Origin of the sequence: Micromonospora sp. C81 (assembly GCF_018070425.1) — a bacterium.
Lineage (GTDB): Bacteria > Actinomycetota > Actinomycetes > Mycobacteriales > Micromonosporaceae > Micromonospora > Micromonospora zamorensis.
This window is the reverse complement of record NZ_JAGPXS010000007.1, coordinates 264,770-288,104: the sequence shown is the minus strand read 5'-3', so window position 1 is coordinate 288,104 and position 23,335 is coordinate 264,770. Positions and strand designations below refer to the sequence as shown.

22 protein-coding genes are annotated in these 23,335 nt (G+C 73.2%); 7 read left to right on the top strand and 15 right to left on the bottom strand.

What is annotated here, in order from left to right; translation table 11 throughout:
- Positions 1–192 precede the first annotated feature (192 nt).
- Complete coding sequence (locus KBX46_RS15070) at positions 193–1,638, top strand: glycosyltransferase family 4 protein (RefSeq protein ID WP_210792967.1); 1,446 nt, start codon at positions 193–195, stop codon at positions 1,636–1,638.
- A 91-nt stretch (positions 1,639–1,729) separates the two neighbouring features.
- Here KBX46_RS15070 and KBX46_RS15065 read toward each other — a convergent pair whose 3' ends face one another.
- From KBX46_RS15065 to KBX46_RS15050, 4 genes are all read right to left on the bottom strand, one after another.
- On the bottom strand, positions 1,730–3,013 hold the full coding sequence (locus tag KBX46_RS15065) for a citrate synthase (protein WP_088947970.1): 1,284 nt from the start codon (positions 3,011–3,013) through the stop codon (positions 1,730–1,732).
- 218 nt (positions 3,014–3,231) lie between these two features.
- On the bottom strand, positions 3,232–5,265 hold the full coding sequence (locus tag KBX46_RS15060) for a sulfatase-like hydrolase/transferase (RefSeq protein ID WP_210792966.1): 2,034 nt from the start codon (positions 5,263–5,265) through the stop codon (positions 3,232–3,234).
- Positions 5,258–6,688: a bifunctional 2-polyprenyl-6-hydroxyphenol methylase/3-demethylubiquinol 3-O-methyltransferase UbiG gene (locus tag KBX46_RS15055; protein ID WP_141912627.1), complete on the bottom strand. Its 1,431-nt coding sequence runs from the start codon at positions 6,686–6,688 to the stop codon at positions 5,258–5,260. The genes KBX46_RS15060 and KBX46_RS15055 overlap by 8 nt, the downstream gene beginning before the upstream one ends.
- A 17-nt stretch (positions 6,689–6,705) precedes the next feature.
- Positions 6,706–6,855, bottom strand: a complete 150-nt coding sequence (locus KBX46_RS15050; RefSeq protein WP_179778832.1) for a hypothetical protein — start codon at positions 6,853–6,855, stop codon at positions 6,706–6,708.
- Between the two features lie 191 nt (positions 6,856–7,046).
- On the opposite strand from KBX46_RS15050, the gene KBX46_RS15045 reads away from it, so the two are divergent.
- Positions 7,047–7,904, top strand: a complete 858-nt coding sequence (locus KBX46_RS15045) for an arginase family protein (RefSeq protein ID WP_210792965.1) — start codon at positions 7,047–7,049, stop codon at positions 7,902–7,904.
- 12 nt (positions 7,905–7,916) lie between these two features.
- On the opposite strand, the gene KBX46_RS15040 is transcribed toward KBX46_RS15045, so the two are convergent.
- From KBX46_RS15040 to KBX46_RS15020, 5 genes are all read right to left on the bottom strand, one after another.
- Entirely contained in the window at positions 7,917–9,167 is a 1,251-nt protein-coding gene (locus tag KBX46_RS15040; RefSeq protein ID WP_210792964.1) for a dolichyl-phosphate beta-glucosyltransferase, read from the bottom strand.
- On the bottom strand, positions 9,164–11,362 hold the full coding sequence (locus KBX46_RS15035; RefSeq protein ID WP_210792963.1) for a glycosyltransferase family 39 protein: 2,199 nt from the start codon (positions 11,360–11,362) through the stop codon (positions 9,164–9,166). Before KBX46_RS15035 ends, KBX46_RS15040 begins: the two co-directional genes overlap by 4 nt.
- Positions 11,363–11,406: 44 nt before the next feature.
- Positions 11,407–12,912 carry a HAMP domain-containing sensor histidine kinase gene (locus KBX46_RS15030; protein ID WP_210792962.1) on the bottom strand — a complete coding sequence of 502 codons (1,506 nt, stop codon included), beginning with the start codon at positions 12,910–12,912 and terminating at the stop codon, positions 11,407–11,409.
- A complete protein-coding gene (locus KBX46_RS15025) occupies positions 12,890–13,630 on the bottom strand; it encodes a response regulator transcription factor (RefSeq protein WP_370453086.1) in 741 nt (246 codons plus the stop codon). The genes KBX46_RS15030 and KBX46_RS15025 overlap by 23 nt, the downstream gene beginning before the upstream one ends.
- 119 nt (positions 13,631–13,749) lie before the next feature.
- The gene (locus KBX46_RS15020; RefSeq protein WP_088947960.1) at positions 13,750–13,980 is read right to left on the bottom strand and encodes a hypothetical protein; all 231 of its coding nucleotides are present in this window, start codon (positions 13,978–13,980) and stop codon (positions 13,750–13,752) included.
- 199 nt (positions 13,981–14,179) lie between these two features.
- Between KBX46_RS15020 and KBX46_RS15015 the strand changes: the two genes are divergently transcribed.
- The 3 genes from KBX46_RS15015 (at position 14,180) to KBX46_RS15005 (ending at position 16,773) form a co-directional block, all read left to right on the top strand.
- Positions 14,180–15,127 (top strand): serine/threonine-protein kinase, encoded by a 948-nt coding sequence (locus tag KBX46_RS15015; protein ID WP_210792961.1) that lies wholly within the window; start codon positions 14,180–14,182, stop codon positions 15,125–15,127.
- A gap of 73 nt (positions 15,128–15,200) precedes the next feature.
- Positions 15,201–15,626: an OsmC family protein gene (locus KBX46_RS15010; protein WP_088947958.1), complete on the top strand. Its 426-nt coding sequence runs from the start codon at positions 15,201–15,203 to the stop codon at positions 15,624–15,626.
- Between the two features lie 295 nt (positions 15,627–15,921).
- Positions 15,922–16,773 carry a hypothetical protein gene (locus KBX46_RS15005; protein ID WP_210792960.1) on the top strand — a complete coding sequence of 284 codons (852 nt, stop codon included), beginning with the start codon at positions 15,922–15,924 and terminating at the stop codon, positions 16,771–16,773.
- A 30-nt stretch (positions 16,774–16,803) separates the two neighbouring features.
- Here the strand turns inward: KBX46_RS15005 and KBX46_RS15000 are convergent, their stop codons facing one another.
- From KBX46_RS15000 to KBX46_RS14980, 5 genes are all read right to left on the bottom strand, one after another.
- Positions 16,804–17,325 (bottom strand): ATPase, encoded by a 522-nt coding sequence (locus tag KBX46_RS15000; protein WP_210792959.1) that lies wholly within the window; start codon positions 17,323–17,325, stop codon positions 16,804–16,806.
- 115 nt (positions 17,326–17,440) lie between these two features.
- Positions 17,441–17,887 carry a response regulator gene (locus tag KBX46_RS14995; protein ID WP_088951715.1) on the bottom strand — a complete coding sequence of 149 codons (447 nt, stop codon included), beginning with the start codon at positions 17,885–17,887 and terminating at the stop codon, positions 17,441–17,443.
- Between the two features lie 67 nt (positions 17,888–17,954).
- Positions 17,955–18,302 carry an STAS domain-containing protein gene (locus KBX46_RS14990; RefSeq protein WP_088947956.1) on the bottom strand — a complete coding sequence of 116 codons (348 nt, stop codon included), beginning with the start codon at positions 18,300–18,302 and terminating at the stop codon, positions 17,955–17,957.
- A 105-nt stretch (positions 18,303–18,407) separates the two neighbouring features.
- Positions 18,408–19,445, bottom strand: a complete 1,038-nt coding sequence (locus KBX46_RS14985; protein WP_210792958.1) for a B12-binding domain-containing protein — start codon at positions 19,443–19,445, stop codon at positions 18,408–18,410.
- Complete coding sequence (locus KBX46_RS14980) at positions 19,442–21,208, bottom strand: PP2C family protein-serine/threonine phosphatase (protein WP_210792957.1); 1,767 nt, start codon at positions 21,206–21,208, stop codon at positions 19,442–19,444. Before KBX46_RS14980 ends, KBX46_RS14985 begins: the two co-directional genes overlap by 4 nt.
- Positions 21,209–21,429: 221 nt before the next feature.
- On the opposite strand from KBX46_RS14980, the gene KBX46_RS14975 reads away from it, so the two are divergent.
- Complete coding sequence (locus tag KBX46_RS14975; RefSeq protein WP_210792956.1) at positions 21,430–21,759, top strand: STAS domain-containing protein; 330 nt, start codon at positions 21,430–21,432, stop codon at positions 21,757–21,759.
- Positions 21,760–21,826: 67 nt separating this feature from the next.
- Here KBX46_RS14975 and KBX46_RS14970 read toward each other — a convergent pair whose 3' ends face one another.
- Positions 21,827–22,141 carry a hypothetical protein gene (locus KBX46_RS14970; RefSeq protein ID WP_088947952.1) on the bottom strand — a complete coding sequence of 105 codons (315 nt, stop codon included), beginning with the start codon at positions 22,139–22,141 and terminating at the stop codon, positions 21,827–21,829.
- A gap of 200 nt (positions 22,142–22,341) precedes the next feature.
- Here KBX46_RS14970 and KBX46_RS14965 point away from each other — a divergent pair, with 200 nt between their 5' ends.
- A complete protein-coding gene (locus KBX46_RS14965; RefSeq protein WP_210792955.1) occupies positions 22,342–23,319 on the top strand; it encodes a DUF2267 domain-containing protein in 978 nt (325 codons plus the stop codon).
- Positions 23,320–23,335: the final 16 nt, after the last annotated feature.

The window sequence follows — 23,335 nt, the reverse complement described above, 5'->3', positions numbered from 1 at the left end:
TGCGCGCTACACCGATCGGGTGTCCTCCGTCACGATGGCCCTTTTCGAGGTGCGTTCTTGGGCCCGATGCACTTTCCTTGTTCGGGGGCAAGCGTCAGCGCGCGCCCCGCCAGGCCCTCGGCCACCCCTTACACCTCTTACTCCGCTGCCACTGACGCCGGCGCGTACCACCATGCATGGACGGAGATTGATGTGACGACCCTGCGGGTCGACGAGCAGCTCGCTGCCACCAAGGACCGGGCCCACCGGCCCACAGTGACCTCCCGGCCCCAGCTTCCGGCGCAGCCCGGCCTCTCCGCGCAGCCCGGCACGCCCGTGCCGACGCAGTCCGGCTCCGGGGTGCCCCCGCAGACCCGTCGCATCCTCATGCTGTCCTGGGAGTACCCGCCGGTGCTCGTCGGCGGCCTCGGCCGACACGTGCACGCCTTGTCGGTCGCGTTGGCCGCCGCCGGCCACGAGGTCACCGTCGTCACCCGCCACAGCGAAGGCGCACCCCTGGAGGAGTACGCCGACGGCGTGCGCATCCTGCGCGCCCCCGAAGACCCGGTGACCTTCCCCCTCGCCACCGGCTCCCTGCTGGCCTGGACCATGGCCTTCAACCACACCCTCACCCGCACCGCCCTGCGCGCCACCCAGGCCGGCTCGTACGACGTCATCCACGCCCACGACTGGCTCGTCGCGCACACCGCGATGACGTTGCGCGACCACCTGGACATCCCGCTGGTCAGCACCATCCACGCCACCGAGGCCGGCCGACACCAGGGCTGGCTCCCGGAAGAGATGAACCGCACCATCCACGGCGTCGAGCAGTGGCTCACCAGTGAGTCCAACCGGCTGATCGTCTGCTCCGGCTACATGCGCGACGAGGTGAACGCCCTCTTCGGCGTACCGGCCGGACGGGTCGACGTGGTCGCCAACGGCGTCGAGCCGCACCGCTGGCGGGTGCCCGCCCGCGCGGTCGCCGCCGCCCGCGCCCGCTTCGCCGGAGACGGCCCGCTGGTCACCTTCGCCGGCCGCCTCGTGTACGAAAAGGGTGTGCAGCACCTCATCGCCGGGCTGCCCCGGCTGCGCGAGCGGCACCCCGGGCTGCGTGCCGTGATCGCCGGTGACGGCCCGTACCGCGCCGAACTGGAGGCCGAGGTGCACCGCCGCGGCCTCGGCGGCATGGTCAGCATGCCGGGCTTCCTCGGCGGCACCGACCTGCCGGCGCTGATGGCCGCGTCCGACTGCTTCGCCGTGCCGAGCATCTACGAGCCGTTCGGCATGGTCGCCCTGGAAGGCGCCGCAGCCGGCGCGCCACTCGCGGTCGCCGCCACCGGTGGCCTCGCCGAGATCGTCGAGCCGGGCGTCACCGGCATGACCTTCCGCCCGCACGACCCGGACGGTCTCACCGACGCCGTGGACGCCGTGCTGTCCGACTCCGACCGCGCCCGCGTCATGGCCCGTCGCGCCCGCCGGATGGTCCACGACCAGTACGGCTGGTCGGCCATCGCCCAGCGCACCGCCGCCAGCTACGCCGCCGCCATCACCTCGGACGCCACGTTCACGGCCGAACGCGCCGAGCAGCGCATGTCCCAGGGCCGCGCCCTCCCGGCGCTCCCCGAAGGCAACCTGCTCGCCGCAGCCGGCCTGCGCTAAGCCGCCAGGCCCCGCGCGAAAAAGCGGCAGGCCGTCGACCTGGATCGGTCGACGGCCTGCCGGTGTTGCGGAAAAGCGGGAAAGACGGACGTCAGCGGTCGGCGAAGGGGACGTAGTCCCGCTCGGCGGAGCCGACGTAGACCTGCCGCGGACGGCCGATCTTCGTCTCCGGGTCGCTGATCATCTCGCGCCACTGGGCGATCCAGCCGGGGAGCCGGCCGAGCGCGAAGAGCACGGTGAACATCTTGGTCGGGAAGCCCATGGCCTTGTAGATCAGGCCGGTGTAGAAGTCCACGTTCGGGTAGAGCCGCCGTGAGACGAAGAAGTCGTCGGCGAGCGCGATCTCTTCCAGCTCCATGGCGATGTCCAGCAGCGGGTCGGGCTTGGCCATCCGGCCCAGCACGTCCTGCGCGGCCTTCTTGACGATCGCCGCCCGCGGGTCGTAGTTCTTGTAGACCCGGTGGCCGAAGCCCATCAGCTTGACGCCGTCCTCCTTGTCCTTGACCTTGCGGACGAAGGACCGGACGTCGTCGTCGCCGGCGTGGATCTGCTGGAGCATCTCCAGCACCGCCTGGTTGGCGCCGCCGTGCAGCGGGCCGAACAGCGCGTTCACCCCGGCGGAGACCGAGGCGAACAGGTTGGCGTTGCTGGAGCCGACCAGGCGGACGGTCGAGGTGGAGCAGTTCTGCTCGTGGTCGGCGTGCAGGACGAAGAGCATGTCCAGCACCTTCGACATCACCGGGTCGACCTCGTACGGCTCCGCCGGCACGCCGAACGTCATCCGCAGCAGGTTGTCGACGTACCCGAGCGAGTTGTCCGGGTAGAGCAGCGGCTGCCCGATGGACTTCTTGTACGCGTACGAGGCGATGGTGGGCACCTTCGCCATGAGCCGGACCGTCGAGATCTCCACGTGCTCGGAGTCGAACGGGTCCAGGCTGTCCTGGTAGAAGGTGGACAGGGCGCTCACCGCGGAGGACAGCACCGCCATCGGGTGGGCGTCCCGGGGGAAGCCGTCGAAGAAGCGGCGCATCTCCTCGTGCAGCAGCGAGTGCCGCCGAATCCACTCGGTGAACTCGGTCAGCTGCTGCTCGCTCGGCAGCTCACCGTAGATGAGCAGGTACGAGACCTCCAGGAAGGAGGACTTCTCGGCCAGCTGCTCGATCGGGTATCCCCGGTAACGCAGGATCCCCGCGTCGCCGTCGATGTAGGTGATCGCGGATGAGGCAGCGGCGGTGTTGACGAAACCGGGGTCGTACGTGGTCATCCCGGTTTCCTTCAGCAGCTTGCTCACCCCGATACCGGCGGGGCCCTCGACCGCGGGATGTACCGGCATCGACAGCTGCCCACCGGGGTGATCGAGCTTGACTTCCGTCATGTGGTTCCTCGCTTCGCCGGCAGATCTACGTTGAATTGCCTTCGCTTCTACCGTAATTGCGGTTCGGGGGACAACGCCCGCCGTGGTTCGGCGGTGAGGCATGCGTCACCCGATTCCCGACCGGGCCGCCGGGAAACCCGGTATCCCGTTGGGCGGGACACGGGCCGGACGACGGCCGGACGAGGGCGGGACAGGGGTGGACAACACCCGGTGGCAGGTCACGAGAGGGCAAGGCGTCGCAGCGTACCGTCCGTCGCGATCTCGTAGACGTCGAGCTGGTTGGCTCCGGCGCGAAACAGCCTGTCGTCGGTGAGCAGCGCGGCGAACCGGCGTCCGCCGGGGTCGGCCGGCGCGACCGGGACGACGGCCCCGATCCGGCCGTTGACGGCCACCGCGAGCAGGGTGCCGTTCGGGATCCGGTCCGGGACGTCCCCCCAGACGAGCGCCGGAAGGGTGCCGGTGTCCGGGTCCATGGCCGTGAACGCGGCCAGGTCGGCGACCCGGGCGCTGCCGGCCGGCGGGCCGGCGCGCACCTCGGTGCCGACCAGGGGGTGCGGTGTGGGCAGCGGCGGCGGGGTGGGCACCCCGCCGGGGAAGGTGACCGGAACGCCTGGGCGGTCGTAGAAGTGTTTCGTGCCGTCCGTGCGCGGGGCCTGCCGGGCGGAGCGGCCGTCGACGCGCCAGGGCAGCCGGATGTTGGCCTCGTCGGCCACTGTCGGCAGCAGGTCGACGTGTTCCCAGTTGCGGTCGTCCAGCCGGCCGGTCTGCTGCCGGGGTTCCTTGACGAACATCGGCACCCAGGCGACCTCGCCGGCGGCGGCCTTGATCGCGTCCATGCCCCGGCCCTGCGCGCCGGGGCGGAAGCTGACGCCGTGGTCGGCGGTCACCACGACGAGGGCCTGGTCGTAGAGGCCGCTGGCGCGCAGCGTCCGCAGGGTCTCGCCGATGAGCCGGTCGGTGTAGCCGAGTTGGGCGAGGTGCCGTTGCCGGGCCAGGTCGACCCAGCCGGCGCCGTCGTTGGGCAGGTCCTCGGGGGCGTCGTAGCGCGCCCCGGACGGCAGGTACGCCCACGGCGAGTGCGGCATCAGCAGGTGCAGGAAGTGCAGGGTGGGCCGGGGCGTGGGCTTCAGCCCGGCCAGGAAGCTGGTGAAGCGGGCCGGCTGATTGTCGTCGAGGCTGTCCCAGCGGAACTTCGGGTCGGCGGGCACCGGCTCGGCGGCGTCCAGGCCGGCCTCGGCGCGGGTCTGCTCCCGGTAGGAGTCCTCCGGGTCGACGGCGCTCTCCGTCGGCCCGGCGATCCGGCCGAGCAGCTTGCCGGTCTCCCGGACCAGCACGCCGAGCCCCTGCTCGGGGGTGACCGGCTGTTCGCAGCGGCTGGGCGGGCAGAGGCGGGTGATGCTCTCCTCGGCGCGGATGTCGTACAGGCCGCCGAAGGCGGTGAAGATGCTGTCCGGGTACTGCGAGTAGTGCGGTGCGACGGGCTTGGCCGGGTAGCGGCCGGTGAGCATCGCCGGCAGCGCGTTGGGAGTCCACCCGCTGACGCCGGTGGCGTTGCGGTACCAGGTCGAGCCACCGGCCAGCTCCGCGAAGTGCGGGTACCGGGTCGCGTCGATCCGCCCGTCGGCGCCGAGCAGGCTGACCAACGGCAGCTCGTCGAGGATCAGCATGACCACCGGCGGGTGCACGCCGGTGCCCTGCGCGGTGCCGGCCGCGCCGCCGTCGCCGCGGGGCAGCACCACCGCCGAGGTGGGCGAGGCGAGCAGGAAGAGCGCCAGGAAGGCCACCGGCCCGGCGGCGGCCAGTCGCAGCACCCGGCCCGGCGCCCGCCACCGCCGGTGCGCGGCCGCGCCGGCGGCCCCGGCCAGCACGGCCACCAGCAGCAGGGGTACGCCCCGAAGCGGCGTCACGTGTCGGCCCACCTGCACGGCGAGGGCGGCCAGCAGCAGGCCGACCAGCCCGGTGTGGGTGAGCGCGCGGGCGGTCCGGCCGGCGAGTCGGCTGAGCGCGCCGAGCAGCGCCACCGCGACCGTGGGCAGCACCGACACCAGGGCGACCAGCAGCAGGATCTGGGCCGGGTCGGCGCGGTGGAACAGGAAGAAGTCGGGGCTGCGGCCGAGCACGTCCAGCAGAGGCTGGGTGACCACCAGGCCGACCAGGGCCGTCACCTCCAGCAGCCGGCCCAGCTCGCTGCGCCAGCCCTGGTACCACCGCGTGGAGGCCGCTGGCGGGTCGGCGGCGGGGGGTTCAGCCACCCATCACCGTCCGGTAGAGCGTGCGGGTGCCCGAGGGCAGTTCCAGGCGCTCGGTGATCCGACCCCGGGCGGCCAGCAGCGTCTCGAAGGTGTCGCGCCGGTAGTCCGGGAAGAGGCCGGCGGGCTTGTTGGCCAGCAGCCGGCTTGCCATCGGGTCGTCCGGGTGGACGAACTCCACCACCACTGCGCCACCCGGCGCGGTCAGCCCGGCCAGCCAGTCGATGACCTCCGGCAGCGGCACGTTGCGCCCGATCGCCAGGTGGTGCACCACGGCCAGGGCGAGCACCACGTCGGCGGACGCCCGTTCGGCGAAGCCGGCCCGCTCGACGCCCCGCCAGCCGCCACCCGGTGACGGGTCGGCGAGGTCCAGCACCAGTGGCAGGATCCGGCGCTGCCCCTCGGAGCGCAGCTTGCGGTACAGCTCGTCGACCACGGCCGGGTCCTGCTCGACGGCGACCACGTAGTCGGCGTGCCCGGCCGCCAGCCGGGAGTACCGGCCGTCGTTGGCGCCGAGGTCGAGCACCAGGCGGGGTCGGGCGCCGGCGGCCACCGAGGCGGCGACGAACTGCTCCTTCGCCACCCGGTCGCGTGCCGAGTAGCCGCAGGTGCGCTGGTAGTCCGACCAGTGGGTGCCGGCCGGGCGGTGGTCCAGTTTGCGGACCAGTTTCTCGATGCCGCGTACGGTGGCCAGCAGCAACTCCCGGGAGAAGCCGGCGGCCCGCAGTTGGTCGCGGACGTCGCTGGTGCTGGCCGCGGCGTTGCGCTGCTGCATGGCACCGTGCAGGTGCAGGTGGGTCAGCACTCCGGGGCGCAGCCGGCGGGCCCCGCCGAAGAGCGGGCGCAGCTCGTCGGCCTCGATGCCGTCGACGCGGGCGCGCAGCCACGGTTGGAAGTCGACGCCCAGGTGGGCGGTGAGCATCAGCGGGTAGAGCATGGTCTGGCAGAACTGCCGGTAGCCGGCCCACGCTTCGCCGTCGCGGACCGGTTCGAAGGAGCCGATGTCGATGAAGACCGGCTCGGTGCCGTGCCACTGGAGGTTGTACGCCGAGCCGTCCTTGGTGGTGAAGCCCTCACCGAGCGCGGCCCGCAGGATCTCCACGTGCAGCAGCGCGGCGTCGCGCAGCATGCTGAACGACCACTCGTACGGGTGGGAGACGAACGGGATGCGCTCGTGGCGCAGCACTGCGGCCCACGGCGCCCCCGTCGCGGCGGGCACCAGTGTCGACGGGGCGTCCTCGGTGGCGCAGACCTTGCCCGCGGCGACGAGCGCCGGGAAGAACCTGCTGCCGGTCAGCGCCCGCCAGTGCTCGGCGGCCCGGGTGTCCAGCCCGCGCAGAACCTCGTCGCCGACGTGGAAGACCCGGTTGGCCGGGTCGCGGAAGGAGGCCGGTTCGGGCCGTACCTCGGTGGGTGAGATCGCCATCGTGGGGACCGGCCCGCTCACCGCTGGTCGGTGGGTTGCCGGCGGAACCGGTCGACCAGCCGTCGCCAGTAGAGCTTGGCGGCGACCGCGGCGCCGGCCACCCCGCCGACGACCGCCTGCACGATCAGGCTGCCGGATCCCGCGTCCAGGTAGGCCAGATGTCTCACCGATCGCTCCTTGCCCTCGCCGTCTCGATACCGGCGTCCCGGGCGTACACCGGTGAGGCTTTTGACCCAGAAAGCCGGACTTGTCCCTCACCGTACGCCGGTCGTCATCGCCGTCGCGGGCACATCGGCGTACTCCCAGCCTCGCCACAGAATGTGGCCGGGAGGCCGGACCTCGCCGGTACGCTGCGGACGTGCGCTGGACGGTCGTGGACGCGCCGCTGGACTCGTCCGGCGCTGGGCGCGGTGAGGAACGGGCCCCCGCCGCGCTGCGCGACGCCGGCCTGCTGGACGCCCTGGCCGCCGACGACGGTGGCCGGGTGGACGAGGCGTGCCTGCGCGACGCTGTCCGCGACCCGGCGAGCGGGGTGATCGGCGCCGCCGGCCTGGTCCGGGCCGGCGCGGCCATCACCGCCAGGGTCGTGGCGCTGATCGCCGACGGCCGGCGGCCCCTGGTGCTCGGCGGCGACTGCGCCATCCTGCCCGGCATCTGCCGTGCCCTGCCGCCGACGACCGAGCTGTGGTTCGTCGACGCCCACCCGGACTTCCTCGACGGCGTGACGTCGCCGACCGGCGAGGCCGCCGACATGGACCTCTCGATCGTCACCGGGCACGGCCCGGTCGCCGCCATCGGCTGCGACGGCCCGCTGCTCGACCCCGGTCGGGTCCACCTGCTCGGGCACCGACCGGCAACCGACGACAGCAGCCGCGCCGAGGCCGCCCGGATCGACCCGGCCATCCACCAGGTGCCCGCCGCCGAGCTGCTGCGGCGGGGCGCGGGCACGGTCGGGGCGGGCCTGGCCACCGGCGCGGACGGCCCCGCCTGGCTGCACCTCGACCTGGACGTGGTGGACCCGCGGGACCTGCCGGCGGTGACCTACCCCGAGCCGGACGGCCCGCGCTGGGCGGATCTGATCGCGCTGGTCACGCCACTGGCCCGCGCCGACCGGCTGCTCGGGATGAGCGTCACCGACCTGAACACCGACCAGGACCCCGACGGGCGTCACACCCGACGCGTCGTCGAGGTCCTCGCCGAGGTGCTGGGCGACTGACCGGCTGGCGCCTCAGGCGCGCCGGTGGTGCATGCCGAGGCGCAGCAGCACGAAACGCAGCACGGTGGCGGCCAGGTTCGCGGCCACCAGCACGGCCAGCTCCACCGGCCGCGCGGGAGCGGCGTGCGCCGCGTGCAGCACGGCCAGCGACCCGCTGGTCAACGCGAGGCCCAGGCCGAAGGCGAGCAGCCCCTGCAGGTGGTGCCGGCCGGCGTGCCGCCGACCGCTGATGCCGAACGTCAACCGCCGGTTCGCGGCCGTGTTGGCCACCGCGGTCAGCAGCAACGCCAGCAGGTTCGCCGGCTGCGCGCCGAGCGCGCCCCGGGTGGCCACGAAGAGCACCAGGTACGCGAGGGTGCTGGCCACCCCCACCGCCGCGAACCGGACCAGTTGCCGGGGCAACCCGACCGGCACCTGCCTCAGCGGCGCTCGGTCGAGCTGCTCCGGGCGCGCGGTCAGCGGCGCCCGGCCGAGCTGTGCGCGCAGGTCGGTGAGCGGCAGCGCGCCGGTCAGCAACGCCCGGCCCAGCCGACCCATGCCGCGCAGGTCGGCCAGGGCCGTGGCGACGATGTCGACCCGACTGTCCGGGTCGTCGACCCAGTCCACCGGCACCTCGTGGATGCGCAGCCCGGCCCGCTGCGCGAGCACCAGCAGCTCGGTGTCGAAGAACCAGCCGGTGTCGCGCACCAACGGCAGCAGCTCGACTGCCACGTCGGCGCGGATCGCCTTGAACCCGCACTGCGCGTCGGAGAACCGCACGGCCAACGCGCCGCGCAGCAGCAGGTTGTAGGCCCGGGAGATCACCTCCCGCTTCGCACCGCGCACCACCCGGGAGGTACGCGCCAGCCGGGTGCCGATGGCCAGGTCGGAGTGCCCGGAGATGAGCGGCGCGACCAGCGGCAGCAGCGCCGCCAGGTCGGTGGACAGGTCCACGTCCATGTACGCCAGCACCGGCGCGGACGAGGCGGACCAGGCCGCCGACAGCGCCCTCCCCCGCCCCTTGGCGTCCAGGTGCAGCACCTCGACACCGGGCAGCTCGCCGGCGAGGCGGTGGGCCACCGTCAGGGTGTCGTCGACGCTGGCGTTGTCGGCGATGGTGATCCGGAACGGGTACGGGAAGTGCTCGCGCAGGTGCGAGTGCAGCCGGCGTACGCACGGCCCGAGGTCGGTCTCCTCGTTGTAGACCGGGATCACCACGTCCAGCACCGCACCGGCGGCGGGTCGGGCCTGGACGGCGGCCCGGGGGCCGCTGAGCGCGGTCACGACGCGTCCCTGCCGGTGCTCAGGTCGTAGACGGTGACACCGTCGACGGTCTGCGCGGTGAAGTTCTCCGTGACCCAGGCGGCCATCTCCTGGGAGGCGGAGCTGCCGCCGTTGGCCCGGAAGCCGCCACCACCGATGAAGTAGTGGATCTTGCCGTCGGCGACGTGGCGCTGGAACTGCGCAAGGGTCGGTGACGGGTCGCTGCCGTTGAACCCGCCGATCGGCATCACCGGGTCACCGGTGGCGAGCTGGTAACCGGAGGCGTTGTTGGAGCCGACGGTGGCCGCGACCCAGGTGTAGTCGGCGCTGTCGCGCTCCAGCAGCTCACGCAGGGCGGCACTGGGCTCGCGGGTGTCGAGCAGCCCGCCCATTCCCCCGCCGCCGGGGCGTCCCTGCCCACCGGGTACCTGTCGACCACCACCAGGAGCGGTGGGCGTCTGACCGCCGTCACGGCCCCCGCCCGGGAACTGGCCGCCGCCGTTCTGCGCGCCACCCGGGAACTGACCGCCACCGTTCTGCGCGCCACCGGGCAACTGACCGTCGCCGGGGAACTGGCCGCCGTTCGGCAGTCCCATGCCTCCGGGTGGTCGTCCGCCGGGGAAGCCGCCGCGCCCGAACCCGCCCGCCACGGACGGGCCGGCGCTGGGAATCGACCCGGTGTGCGGGGTCGCCGCGGTCTGGACCGCGTACGCCACCGGGCCCGCGAGGGCCGCGGCCGCGCCGAGGCCCAGGACGACCGGCACCAACCGGCGGGGAAGCCGGGTGACCAGCAGGATCAGCGCCGCGCCGAGCAGACCGGCGACCAGCACGGTGGTGCGCAGCCACGGGTACCAGTCGGGGCTGCGCCCGAGCAGCACCCACGCCCACCAGACGGTGACCGCGAGGGTGCCGGCGAGGGTCGCCGTGGCCGCGAGGGGACGCCACCGCTGCCAGCGCGAGCCGGCTGGCGCGTCGTCACCCGGTGCGGGCTGTGGGTGGCGCTGCCGCCAGAGCACTGTCACGCCGATGCCGACCAGCGCGCCGATCGCCGGGGCGAGCGCCACCGTGTAGTAGGCGTGGAAGATCCCGGACATGAAGCTGAAGATCAGGCCGGTGACCAGCAGCCAGCCGCCCCACAGCAGCAGCCCGGCCCGGGTGCGGTCGGTGCGGGCCGCGCGACCGGCCACCAGCAGGCCGGCCACCAGCAGGATCAGCGCGGCCGGTAGCAGCCAGGAGATCTGACCGCCGATCTCGCCGCCGAACATCCGCAGCACGCCGGTCTGACCGGAGAACGGGCCACCGCCGCCTCCCGGCCGCCCGCCACCGCCGCCGACGCTGCCCACCTCGTCGCCGGTGATCCGGCCAAGGCCGTTGTAGCCGAGGGTGAGTTCCAGGACGCTGTTGCCCTGCGACCCGCCGATGTACGGGCGGGCGCTGGCCGGGACCAGCTCGACGAGCGCCACCCACCAGCCGGCGGAGACCAGCACCGCCAGGCCCGCCAGCAGCAGTTGCCGGACCCGCCGCCACAGCCCGGTCGGCGCGGCCAGCAGGTACACCCCGGCGAAGACCGGCACCACCAGGAACGCCTGGAGCATCTTGGTGAGGAAGCCGAAGCCGACCAGCACGCCGACCAGCACGATCCACCGGGTGCTGGCCGTCTCCAGGGCGCGCACTGTGGCGTACGCCCCGGCGACCAGCAGCAGGACCAGCAGCGCGTCGGGGTTGTTGAACCGGAACATCAGCGTCGCCACGGGGGTGACCGCGAGGACCGCTCCGGCGATCAGAGCGGCGCCCGGCCCGTACCAGCGCTTCACTGTCGCGTACAGCACGCCCACCGAGGCGACCCCGCAGAGCGCCTGTGGGACGAGCATCGCCCAACTGTTCAGCCCGAAGATCCGCACGGACAGCGCCATCAGCCACAGCGACGCGGGTGTCTTGTCGACGGTGATGGAGTTGGCGGCGTCCGACGAGCCGTAGAGGAATGCCTTCCAGCTCACCGATCCGGCCTGCACGGCCGCCGCGTAGAACGAGTTGGCCCAGCCGGAGGCGCCCAGGCCCCACAGGTAGAGCAGGCCGGTGGCGAGCAGCAGGACCACCAGCGCGGGCGTGGCCCAGGCCGCGGATCGGCGCGCCGGCGGCTGGTGCTCCTCGGGGCGCGTGGCCGTCGGCGGCTCGGGTGCGGCGGGTGCCGTCGGCAGGGTCTCGGTTCTGTCCATGCGGCCAGCCTCGACGGCCGGGCTGGCGCGACGCCGTGCGCCGACTATGCGTCAGCTGTGGGATTCGGCAACCGGACGGTGAACACGGTCCGCCCCGGGCGGCTGTCCACGTCGACAGTGCCGTGGTGGGCCTCCACGACGGCCGCCACGATCGCCAGACCGAGGCCGGTGCTGCCGTGCGCCCGGGACCGGGAGCTGTCGCCGCGCGCGAACCGCTCGAACATCTCCGGTTGCAACTCCGCCGGTATCCCGGGCCCGTCGTCGGCGACGGTGAGCACGGCGCTGCCCGCGTCGACGGCCAGTGTGGTGGTGACGATGCTGCCGGGTGGGGTGTGCACCCGGGCGTTGGCCAGCAGGTTCGCCACCACCTGGTGCAGCCGGGCGGCGTCACCGGGAACCCGGATCGCCACCTCGGGCAGGCCGAGCTGCCAGTGGTGTTCGGGGCCGGCGACGTGCGCGTCGCTGACCGCGTCCACCACCAGGGCGGTCAGGTCGACCGGGTCGACCGCGAGCGGCCGGCCGGTGTCGAGGCGGGCCAGCAGCAGCAGGTCGTCGACGAGGCTGGTCATCCGGGTGCTCTCGGACTCCACCCGGCGCAACGCGTGTGCCACGTCGGGAGGAACCTCGTCGCGGCCACGCCGGGCCACCTCGGCGTAGCCGCGGATCGCGGCCAGGGGTGTGCGCAACTCGTGGCTGGCGTCGGCGACGAACTGGCGTACCCGCGTCTCGCTGGCCTGCCGGGCGGAGAGCGCATCGGCGACGTGGCCCAGCATCCGGTTCAGCGCCGCGCCGACCTGACCGACCTCGGTGCGCGGGTCGGTGTCCGCGGCCGGGACGCGGACGGCGAGGGCCACCTCACCGCGATCCAGGGGCAGCTCGGTGACCCGGGTGGCGGTGGCGGCGACCCGATTGAGCGGGCGCAGCGTGGCCCGGACGATCAGCGCGCCGGCCGCCCCGGCGATGACCAGCCCGATGGCCGCCACCGCGGCCTGCGCGGTGACCATCCGCCAGACGATCTCCTGGACGCCCGAGAGGGGGATCGCGACGACGCGGACCCTGCCGTCCCAGTACTGCCGGCCGACCGCCCGGTAGTCGCCACGGGTGCCGAGGTCGACGGTGCGTGGTTCGGTGCCGACCGGCACGTCGGCCAGGGTGGCGACCTCGTCGACCGGAACGGACTGCTCGTCGGGGAACGGGTCGTCACTGGACGGGCTGTTGGTCAGGGTCCGCGCGCTGGTCACCCGGCCGCCGGTGACCTCGGCGACCACAGTGCCGGACGGCAAGCCGGGCGGGATGGCCGGCCCGGTGCCCGGAAACGCCGGCCGCCCCGGACGGTCACCCCGCATGACCGTCGCGGGGGCCAGTTGGGCGTCGAGCCGCTCGATCAGGAAGTGCCGCAGCGCCACTGTGGTGAGCCCACCGATGGCGACGCTGACCACCGCCAGCAGCGCGAGAAGGGCAAACACCAGTCGGGTACGCAGGGAGCGGCCGGCCAGCCAGCGGCGGGCGGCGCGCAGAGGGCGGCGTCTATTCGGCGGGTTTGAGGACATAGCCCGCGCCGCGCAGGGTGTGGATCATCGGTGCCCGGCCGGCGTCGATCTTCTTGCGGAGGTACGAGATGTACAGCTCCACCACGTTGGCCTGGCCACCGAAGTCGTAGTTCCACACCCGGTCGAGGATCTGCGCCTTGCTGAGCACCCGGCGGGGGTTGCGCATCAGATAGCGCAGCAGCTCGAACTCCGTCGCGGTGAGGGTGATCAGTTGGCCGTCCCGGCGCACCTCGTGGCTGTCCTCGTCGAGGCTGAGGTCGCCGACGGTGAGAACGGCGTCCTCCCGGGTGGCGACCGCGAAGCCGGAGCGGCGCAGCAGCGCGCGCAGCCGGGCGATCACCTCCTCCAGGCTGAACGGCTTGGTGACGTAGTCGTCGCCGCCGACGGTCAACCCGGCGATGCGTTCCTCCACCGCGTCGCGGGCGGTCAGGAAGAGCACCGGCACTGTGGGGGCGTGCTCGCGCAGCCGGCGCAGCACCTGGAAGCCGTCCAGGTCGGGCAGCATCACGTCGAGCACCACGGCGTCCGGCTGGAACTGCCGGGCGGCGCTCAACGCCGCCATGCCGTTGCCGGCGCTGCGGACCTGCCAGCCCTCGTAGCGCAGCGCCATCGACAGCAGGTCGGTGAGGGTGGGTTCGTCGTCGACCACCAGCACCCGGACGGGTTCACCGTCGGGGCGGCGCAGCTCGATCCGGCTCGGCGCGCCCTGCCCGTTCATGACCATGTCCGCCATCGTGGCCGCGACGCCTGTGCCGCGCCCCTGCGGAGGCTGTGCCCCAGCTGTGCGGCCGGGCCGACGGGACGCCGGCGTCGCCACCGGTCAGCCCCGCCTCGTGGTCACTCGGACACCCCGTACGCGTCGGTGCGCACGAAGCGCATGCTCCAGCCACCCGCGTCGTCGGGCCGGTCGCGTTCGTAGAGGTGGTCGGGACCGGGCTGGACCGGACCGGTGCCGTCCGGGTGCCGCATGATCCAACGTGGTGGTGGGGCGCCGTCCGACCCGGCCGGCAGCAACCGGACCAGACCGTCCGCGGGCCCGCCGACGAAGCGTACGGTGACCTCGCTCATCGCAGCGCCCTCTCGGGTGACCGTGCCGGCACAATCGGTGACACCGGCTCTGGCTCGCAAGCTACCGCACCCACCGCCGTCGGCGCAGCGCGCTGCGCGCGGGGGTCGCCCGGAATGCCGCTGCGGTTTGCCCAGCTCGGAGCCCGGGTACCGCGTCCGGTGCACCCGTCGTCGGCGGGGCGGGGACGAGGAGTGATCGATGCGCACGCTGGACGGGCGGTATCAGCTCGAGGAGCGCATCGGCGTGGGTGGGATGTCCGAGGTGTGGCGGGCACACGACCAGGTGCTCGACCGCTCGGTCGCGGTGAAGCTCATCCTGCCCGGCCCGGGCGACCAGGACGGCCCGGTGGAACGGATCCGCGCGGAGGCCCGGTCGGCCGCCCGCCTGGTGCACCCGAACGTGGCGAGCGTGCACGACTTCGGCACCTCGTCGACCTGGCCCGGCCGGCCGGTGCCCTACATCGTGATGGAGCTGGCCGAGGGTGAGACGCTCGCCGCGCACCTGCGGGCCGGGCCGCTGGACTGGCGGATCTCGGTGCGGGTCTGCGCGGAGGTCGCCGCGGCGCTGGCCGCCGCGCACGCGGAGGGCATCGTGCACCGCGACGTCAAACCGGCCAACGTCATGCTCACCCCGGCGGGGGTGAAGGTGCTCGACTTCGGCATCGCCATCCCGGCCGGCGCACCGGACCCGCTGCCGACCGGGGTCGTGCTGGGCACCCCGGCGTACCTGGCGCCCGAGCAGCTGGACGGGGAGCCGGCCACCCCGGCAGCCGACATGTACGCCCTCGGAGTGCTGCTCTACTACAGCCTCACCGCCCGCCTGCCGTATGACGCGGTCACCGCCAGCGAACTGCTCGGCGTACGCCGACGTCAGCCACCGGAGCCGCTGCCCGAGATCGACGGGCTCCCGCCTGAGGTGGTGGAGTTGTGCCACTCCTGTCTTGCCGACGAGCCCGGGCAGCGTCCCACCAGCCTGGTCGCGGCGCTGCTGCTGGCCGAGGCGGTGGACGCCCGGGTGTACGTGCCGATGATGATCCCGACGGCCCGCCACGCGGCTCCGACCTCACCGTGGACCGAACGGGCCGCAGCGGAGCCCACCGAGGCGGTGGCGGTGTTCGACGAGTCCTACCGCAGCGCCGGGCGCTGATGCCGGTAGGGCCTCCGGCGTTTCGCCGGGAGGTGGCCGGGTAGCCGAGCCGGTGAGCGACGGGAGAAACGCGATGCCGGAAAAGAGTTCCTGGCTGCGTGAGGCCACAGCGACCGCCGAGGGCGGTCACGTACGCACCGACGATGGCGGGCTCTCCACCGCGCTGGCTTCGCCGCTGGCGCCGCACTGCACCGGGTTGACCCCGGAACAGTTGCTGGCCGCGGCCTTCGCCTCCTGCCTGCACCACGCGGCCGTGGAGGTGGCCGGGGAGATCACCGACGAGGCGCACACCGTCCAGGTCCGGGCGGAGGCGAAGCTGGGGCGCGACGACGACGGCCGGTACCGGGCCGACGTGCACGCGGAGATCTCGTCCGCCGGCCTGAGTCGGGATCAGCTGGCCGACCTTGTCGAGTACGCCGACCGGCTCTGGCCGTTCTCCAGCGGCGACACCAGCAGGCACCGGCTGACCGTCACGCCGGCGGAGAACGGTCGACACTGAGATCCGGGTGACGACGGCTCCCGATGGGCAGGCGGGCGAGGCGCTGCGGACCGTTCGAGGGAACTGGCACCGACCGTTCGGCTGAGCCTGTCGCGCGGTCTCATGCGGGACGCCAATCGCGGTGGCGTGGTCGCATTAGCCCAGCAAATCGGTAATACCCGTCTGGCCCGATCCACGAGGTTGATCGCTCTTGCTGCACCTTCGCCCCCGGAAATCCCCAAGATCGGGACAAACTGTGGCGCAGGCCACTGTACGGGCAGGCGATATCGAGCAATTGGGTCTTTAGCCTCGTCAGGTGCATCCCGACGACCCCTCCGACCAGAAGCTGACCGACGCGCGCCCGACCACCCATCCGGGCGACGCCGCATCAACCGAACGGACGATCGGCCGTCACCGCGTCCCCGAACCGCCCCGGCACACCCTGCTGGGCTCGACCCCGGTGCGGGTGGCCCTGGCCACCGGTGTCACCTGCTGTCTCGGCCTCGTCGCGGTGGCCACCGCCCGGGGCAGCGACGACGCGCCCCGCGCCGTGGAGCCGCTCGCCGAGGCCGTGGCCGACCGTGCCGCCATCGCCGACGAGCGCGCCTCCCGGTCACTGGACCGCGACCTCGCCCCCGCGCGGGTCCTGCCCAGCCCGACGGCGGCGTCGCCCACCCCGCGCCCCACAGTCGTGCGCAAGGCGCCCAAGAAGCCGGTCAAGCCCCGCCGACCCCGACCGGTCGCCGGCCTCGACCAGGCACAGATGGACAACGCGAAGATCATCGTGGACGTCGGCCTGGACATGAAGATGCCGCGCCGCGCCCTGGTGGTGGCACTGGCCACCGCGATGCAGGAGAGCAACCTCTACAACCTGGCCAGCGACGTCCTGCCGGAGTCGGCGAACTACCCGAACCAGGGCAGTGGCTCCGACCACGACTCGGTCGGGCTGTTCCAGCAGCGACCCAGCAGCGGCTGGGGCACGGTGGCCGAACTGATGCGCCCGTCGTACGCCGCACGGGCCTTCTACACCGCGCTCAACGAGATCCCCGGCTGGCAGGACATGAGCATCACCTACGCCGCCCAGTCCGTGCAGATCTCCGCCTACCCCGACGCGTACGCGCAGCACGAGGACCGGGCGACCACCGTCGTGGCGGCGCTCACCGCCTGAGCCGGGCACCCACGCAACGGCCTTCCGGCGTCAGCGACGGCCGGGCGGCTGCTCCGCGGCCGTGTCCTGCCCGCCGACTCCCACCCGACTTCCCGGCACGCCGGCAGCCGCGGTAGGGGTGTCGGCGGGCACCTGGTCCTCCGTCACCTGGCTGAGGATCTCGTCCACCCGAGCCTCACGTCGCCGGCGGACGTACAGCGCCGCCTCGAAGTCCCGTCGGGCCTGCACGGCGTCGGCGTACGCCCGCTCCCGCACCTGCCGTGCCTCCTCGCGGGCCTCGGCCAGCTCGGCACGGGCCTGGGCCCGGAGGTCGGCTGCCTCGCGCCGGGCGCCGTCACCGGCGTGCCGGCCGGCGGAGGTGTCACCGAGGTCCAACCTCTGCAGGAGCCCGCTGAGCCAGGTGGCCTCCTCGCGGATCTCGTCCCACTCCCGGGTCGCTCCGGCGGCACCCTGCGCCCGCGCCGCCAGCCGGGACAACCGGATCCCCAGTTCGTCCAGGCAGGAATCCACCTGCCGCTGGTCGTAGCCGGTCTCAACGACGGAGAACCTCATACTGTCGCCCCCCAGGCAGCTGCTGTTACTTCCCCACCTGGATCCTCGGCCCAGAGGGCGACGGCCGAGGGGGTTCGGGAAAAATGTTCAGCATGCGTGCGCGGCGGGGCCCGCGTCAGACGCGCTTGGGCAGCACGACAACCCGGCCGAAGAACTCGTCGATGCGGCGGACCACGTCGTTGAAGTCGTCCAGGTCGATCGGCTTGGTGACGTACGCGTTGGCCTGCAGCGTGTAGCTGCCGACGATGTCGGTGTCGGCGTTGGAGGTCGTCAGCACGACGATCGGGATGGTCCGCAGATCCTCGTCCTGCTTCACCGCGCCCAGCACCTGCCGACCGTCCATCCGCGGCATGTTCAGGTCGAGCAGGATCACGTCCGGGCGGCGGGCGTGCTCGTGCCGGCCTTCGGCGCGGAGAAACTCCATCGCCTCCTCGCCGTCGCTGACCACGTCGATGACCTTGTCGACGTCGGAATCCGCCAACGCCTCCTCGATCATCAGCACGTCGCCCGGGTCGTCGTCGACCACCAGGATGCGTACCGGCTGCGCGCTGTCTGCGCCCATCACTACCTGCTTCGGGTCGGCGGGACGGGACCGGACGGTCACCGCGCTGGCGGGGAAATGTAGCCCATCAGGAGGCACTGCGCGACGCGGGGTCGACCGCCTCCGGTTCGTACCGCAGCACGTCGGCCAGGCCGGTGACCCGCAGCACCCGCTCGACCCGGCCACTGGCGCCGGTGAGCCGCAGCCAACCGCCTTCGGCCGCCGCCCGGTTGTCGCCGCGGACGAACACGGCCATCCCGGTGGAGTCGCAGAACGTGAGGTCGGTGAGGTCGAGCAGCACCCGGGTCTCGCCAGCGGCGGAGAGCCGGTCGATCGCGGCACTCAGCTCGGGAGCGGTGCTCAGGTCCAGCTCGCCCGTGAGGCGCAGACAGGCAACACCGCCGTCGCGCTCGACGTGGCGGACGCTGAACGTCACCGTTCTCCCCCTCGCTCCACCCTGGGGTGGGACGTTTGCAGTGCGGCAAGTATACGCAGTGTCGGCTCGTCCGCCGACCGGCCCTGGTAGCCGGCGACGGGTCCGTCAGCGGTCGGCGGCGGGCAGCACGGCGCGCCCCAGGGCCAGCACACGCACCGCCCGGGGGAAGTCACGCAACGCGACGCCGTAGTGATCCAGAGGCTGGGCGACGGCGCCGGCGGGCACCCCACGGCTCAGCAGGATCTCCGACAGCCACTCCACGAACTCGGTGAACAACGAGGGGTCGTCGACGTAGACCGCCGCGGCCAGGAAATCCACTATGTGACCCAGGTCGCTCACCGTCGCGTCCAACTGGGTGGGGCTGTAGGCCCGTGTCGCCGGCACCCGCTCCCGCAGGTCGGCCAACGCGCTGTCGATCAGCTCGCCACGACGCCGCACCAGGCTGGCGTACTCGTCGTCGGCCAGGTGGGCCAGCCGCGCCGGCGGCACCCCGCGCAGCGCCCGCTCGTCGGCGATCAGCTCGGCCGCCGCGGGCGCGTTCGGCGCCCAGGCCACACCGAGTCGGCGCGCCCACCGACCGTCCGCACCGAACCCACGCCCACCGACCACCACCGGCACGTCGGAACGACGGCAGGCCTCGATCATCCGGTGGGCGTACGGCAACCGCATCGGCAACGCGCACGCCAACGCGACCGCGTGGGCGTCGTAGCGGTGCAGGTACGACACGAGGTGCGCAGCCGGGACACTGGCGCCCAGGAAGGTCACCTGCCAGCCACGCAACCGCAGCACCTCGGCCACCAGCCGGGGCGGCAGCGCGTGCCACTCGCCGTCCATGCAGGCGACCACGACCCGCCCGCCGGTCGGGCGCGGGTTGGCATGCGCGGCGACCGCCGCCACCACCTGCTCGCTGATGTGCGTGGCGGCGTGCTCCTGGGCGACGCTCCACTCGTTGCGCGCCCAGCGCTCGCCCACCTCGGACTGCGCGGGCGCGACCAGGTCGAGCAGGACCCGCTCCGCCGGCACGCCCGCGTCGAGCAGGCCGATCGCCATGTCGATCGCTGCGTACTCGTCGGCGTCGGCCAGGCAGTCGAGATAGCCCGCGTACGCGTCGATCGGGTCGGCGGCCGTCGTGGCAGCGGTCACGCGTCGGTCTCCCTCTGTCGGTCGGCGCCGGCCTGCGCGGGCACCGAGTGCAGGTGCCGCGACCCGCGACCACCCGGACCGGTCGCCCGCAGCGCCAGCACCGCGATGTCGTCGTGGTCGCCGTGCGCCAACCAGTCGCAGGTGACCTGCTCGACCCGCTCGGCCAGGGCCGGCGCGGGCATCCGTTGGCAGCCGGTCACGGCGGCGACCAGGCGTTCCGTGCCGAACTGCTCGTCGCCGCGGCGGCCACCCCGGGCCTCGGTCACCCCGTCGCTGTAGAGCAGGCAGGTCTCCCCCGGCGCGAGCCGTACGGTCACCTCACCGACGCGGGGGTCGGGCACCACACCGATCAGCATGCCGCTCAGCGGCACCGACTCCACCTCACCGGAGTTGCGCAGCACCAGCGGCGGCATGTGCCCACCGCCGGCCATGGTGAGGGTCAGGCCGCCGTCGCGCTGTGGGCGGGCCACGCCGAGCACCATCGTGGCGAAGCGGCCCTGGCCGTGCGCCTGGGTGGTTTCCAGCAGCGCGTCGTTGAGCAGCCGCAACAACCGCCCGGGGTGCGACTCCAACCGGTGCAACGCCTGTAGGCACTGACGCAACTGGCCGGTGAAGACGGCAGCCTCGACGCCCTTGCCCGACACGTCGCCGAGGAAGAACACCGAGCCCCCGTCGGCGAGCCGGTGCGAGCCGTAGAAGTCGCCGCCGATGCGCAGCCCCGCCTGGGCGGGCCGGTACGCGGTGCCCCACTGCACCCCAGCGGCCTCGGCCGGCTCGACCGGCAGCAGGCTGGCCTGGAGGGTGTCGGCCACCTCCGCCTGGTCGCGGTAGAGCAGGGCGGTGGTCAGGGCCGCGCCGGCACGGGCCGCGAACGCGCGAGCCAGCTCGACGTCGGCCTCGTCGTACCAGCGGGTGGAGCGGCGGGCCACCAGCAGCACGCCGACGGGCGCGTCGCGGCCGGGCAACGGAACGACCCGGGCAGCGCTGTCGGTGCCGGCGAGCCCGGGCAGCCAGCCGGCGTCGACCGCCTGCTCGACCAACCAGTCGACCGCGTGCGGCTCGACCCCGGTCAGCCCGTCGGCGATGGCGGTCGGCAGGTCCCCGCCGGCCAGCACGCCGCTGTCCACCGTCGGGGCCTCGTCGTCGGAGCGCGAGGCCCGCCACCAGCGGGCACGACCGCCACGGGGGGCGAGCACGAGCACGGCCACCTCGGCCAGGGTCGGCACGGCGAGGCGGACGACCGCGGCAGCGGCCCGGTCGGGGTGCAGTGGGTTGCCGAGCTTGTCACCGACCACGGCCAGGAACGCCGAGCGGGCCCGCTCGGCGAGCAGCGCGTCGGCGCGGCTGACGCTGTCGGTGACGTCCTCGACGTACCAGCAGCAGCGGGCACCGGAGAGCGGCACCTGGCGGGCGGTGAGCCGGCGCCCGTGATGGGTGAAGCCACCGGCGTCGCCGTCGCTCAGCCCGGGCACACCGGCCGCGCTGAGCAGCTCGCCGGGCGTCACCTCGGGCAGCAGTCGTTCGGCCACCGGACTGACATGTCGTACGACGCCGTCGGCGTCGCAGACGACAAGGCCTTCCCGGAAATGCTCGACGACCTCGGACCAGTCGGGGGCGGCCGGATCCCGGTCGGGGGCGAGCGGCGGCAGTGCGGCGGTGGACCGGGGCGTGACGTCGGCGGACCACGCCGGGGACCGTGTCGTACTCGGCGTGGGAAGCCGTCCGTCGCCCGGGTCCCAGTCCCTGACGTCGGTAGCAGTCACCAGCTGAGCCTCACTCCTTGTCGTCCACCCGAACCCGTGCCGGAACCGGCGTCCATGGTCAAAAGTCTTCCGACCACCCTACGCCGGCCCGCGGAAACCGGCACCTCAGAGCCGTTGCCGAGCGTCGCCACCACGGCCTGAAGGGTGCCGGGCGGTCGATTTGGACGCGCGGATGTCGCCCCCGGCTTTGCGTTCTCCCGCAGGGCTGGGAACATGGTGGGATGTCCGATCAGCTGTTGACCATCGAGACGACCCGGCTCGACGCCGGGCACGTCCTCCTTCAGCTGATCGGAGAGCTCGACTACGACACCGCGCCCGAGTTGACCGCCGTGGCGGCCGACCTCAGTGGCGACGACGAGGTGCTGATCGACCTGACCCGCGTGAGTCTCTGCGACTCCTCCGGGCTCAGCGCGCTGCTGGTGGTGCTGCGGATCGCCCGGGCGATCCGGTTGACCGGGGTCAGCCCGCAGTTGCAGCGGATGCTCGACCGCACCGGCCTGACCGAGTTGCTGGCCGTCGAGCACGTCGGCGACCTGCGCGCCACCGGCTGATCTCCGGCCACCCCGGGACGGGGTGGCCCCCGACCCTGGGACCTGGGGTCGGGGGCCGGAGGAATGTCTAGGGTGCCGTCACCGGCTGGAGCCGGGGGCCGCTCTCGCGCAGTTCGCCGGTCGAGGGCGGTTCGACGTCCTCGGGCTGTCCCGAATCGGGCGTCTGGTACAGGTAGCGGACGAACTGCCCACCCGCCTCGTTGTCGTCCGCGCCGGGCCACTGGCCGATGCAGTCCATGCCGACCACCTCGCGGCCCGTCCCGTCGGCCTCCTCCAGCAGCGCCCACAGGCTCACCGGGTAACACCTGGTGAGTTCGGGCGTGAGTTGCCAGCGCGCGTACCAGCCCGGTCGAGCGGGGACGATCTCGACGATCTGCTTCATGACGACCTTCCTTCCGCGTACCTCGGAAGAACTCCGGTCCTGAGCTGATCGTGCGGGCCGAGCGGGTGAGCACCCCTCACCCCGCCCGGATGAAGCGTGGCGAAGGCCGGTCCGACCCGGCCGGCGGCCTCCGTTTCCTTCTCGGGGACGGCGGGAACGCGACCGGAGCAGCCACTGTCCCCAGCGGAAGGGATGCCAGCATGCGCAAGCAGATGGAAGGCGACAACCAGAGGCGCCGGGCACTGGCCCGGCAGGCCCGGGAACAGAATCGCCAGCCCAGTGAGGTCGGCGCCAGCCTGAGCGCCACCAAGCAGCTCAAGAGCCTCGATTCGGGCAAGCGGGCCGGCCCACCGGCCGCCGGGCTGCACAAACCGGACAGCACGCGTGGCGGGCCGGCGCCGCCGCCACTCGGCACCGCCGACAACCCGAGGCCACAGCCGTCCCCGCCCAGCGGCGCGGCCGGCGTGAGCACCATGGGCTACCACGACCTCGTCGACGAGGTCCGGCGTCGGGCCGGGGTCGACTTCAAGACGGCCAAGGTGGGCACCGAGGCGACAGTGCTGGTCCTCGCGTTCGCGCTGGAGGCGGCCGAGCGGCAGCGCCTGCTCGCGGCCGTGCCCGCGTCCCTGCACGACGTGCTGCCGGTCGACGGCATCGAGCGGCACCAGGACCTGCCCGGCTTCCTGGCCGAGGTGGGCCGGATCAGCGGCAACACCCCGGAGCAGGCCCGCTACCAGGCCGAGGCGACGATCGCCGCGCTCGCCGAACAGGACGGCGACCTGGTCGAGTCGTTGCACGTACCCGACGGTCTGCGTGACCTGCTGAACCCACCGGAGGCCGGTGGTGGCCTCGTCGGCGCCTCCACCACCACGCCCACCCTGGACGCGGACGAGATCAGTGCGGCGCTGGACGACCTGCCGTACTGGGCCGGCGACAGCCAGGGCCTCTACCGAGTGGTCGCGCTGCCACCGGACAACCTGGACCGGGTGCTCGCCCGGCTCGACCGGCTGCGCCAGGACAACGGCCGCGGCCCGAGCATCGGACGCCCCGGTGGCACCGCCGCCGTGTTGACCGTACGGACCAGTCAGGCCGACGGGGTGACCGCGCTCGACGTGGACCTCGCCCACCAGATCGACGACGCGATCGACGAGGTGGGGGCCGGGATGGCCGGCGGCTGACCGGCAGCCCTGACCC

What these genes read in the sequence shown, in the direction of transcription:
- KBX46_RS15065 (WP_088947970.1), bottom strand. Translation starts at nt 3,013, where the DNA reads ATGACGGAAGTCAAGCTCGATCACCCCGGTGGGCAGCTGTCGATGCCG.
- KBX46_RS15055 (WP_141912627.1), bottom strand. Translation starts at nt 6,688, where the DNA reads ATGGCGATCTCACCCACCGAGGTACGGCCCGAACCGGCCTCCTTCCGC.
- KBX46_RS15035 (WP_210792963.1), bottom strand. Translation starts at nt 11,362, where the DNA reads ATGGACAGAACCGAGACCCTGCCGACGGCACCCGCCGCACCCGAGCCG.
- KBX46_RS15030 (WP_210792962.1), bottom strand. Translation starts at nt 12,912, where the DNA reads ATGTCCTCAAACCCGCCGAATAGACGCCGCCCTCTGCGCGCCGCCCGC.
- KBX46_RS15025 (WP_370453086.1), bottom strand. Translation starts at nt 13,630, where the DNA reads ATGAACGGGCAGGGCGCGCCGAGCCGGATCGAGCTGCGCCGCCCCGAC.
- KBX46_RS15020 (WP_088947960.1), bottom strand. Translation starts at nt 13,980, where the DNA reads ATGAGCGAGGTCACCGTACGCTTCGTCGGCGGGCCCGCGGACGGTCTG.
- KBX46_RS15015 (WP_210792961.1), top strand. Translation starts at nt 14,180, where the DNA reads ATGCGCACGCTGGACGGGCGGTATCAGCTCGAGGAGCGCATCGGCGTG.
- KBX46_RS15010 (WP_088947958.1), top strand. Translation starts at nt 15,201, where the DNA reads ATGCCGGAAAAGAGTTCCTGGCTGCGTGAGGCCACAGCGACCGCCGAG.
- KBX46_RS15000 (WP_210792959.1), bottom strand. Translation starts at nt 17,325, where the DNA reads ATGAGGTTCTCCGTCGTTGAGACCGGCTACGACCAGCGGCAGGTGGAT.
- KBX46_RS14995 (WP_088951715.1), bottom strand. Translation starts at nt 17,887, where the DNA reads ATGGGCGCAGACAGCGCGCAGCCGGTACGCATCCTGGTGGTCGACGAC.
- KBX46_RS14975 (WP_210792956.1), top strand. Translation starts at nt 21,430, where the DNA reads ATGTCCGATCAGCTGTTGACCATCGAGACGACCCGGCTCGACGCCGGG.
- KBX46_RS14970 (WP_088947952.1), bottom strand. Translation starts at nt 22,141, where the DNA reads ATGAAGCAGATCGTCGAGATCGTCCCCGCTCGACCGGGCTGGTACGCG.
- KBX46_RS14965 (WP_210792955.1), top strand. Translation starts at nt 22,342, where the DNA reads ATGCGCAAGCAGATGGAAGGCGACAACCAGAGGCGCCGGGCACTGGCC.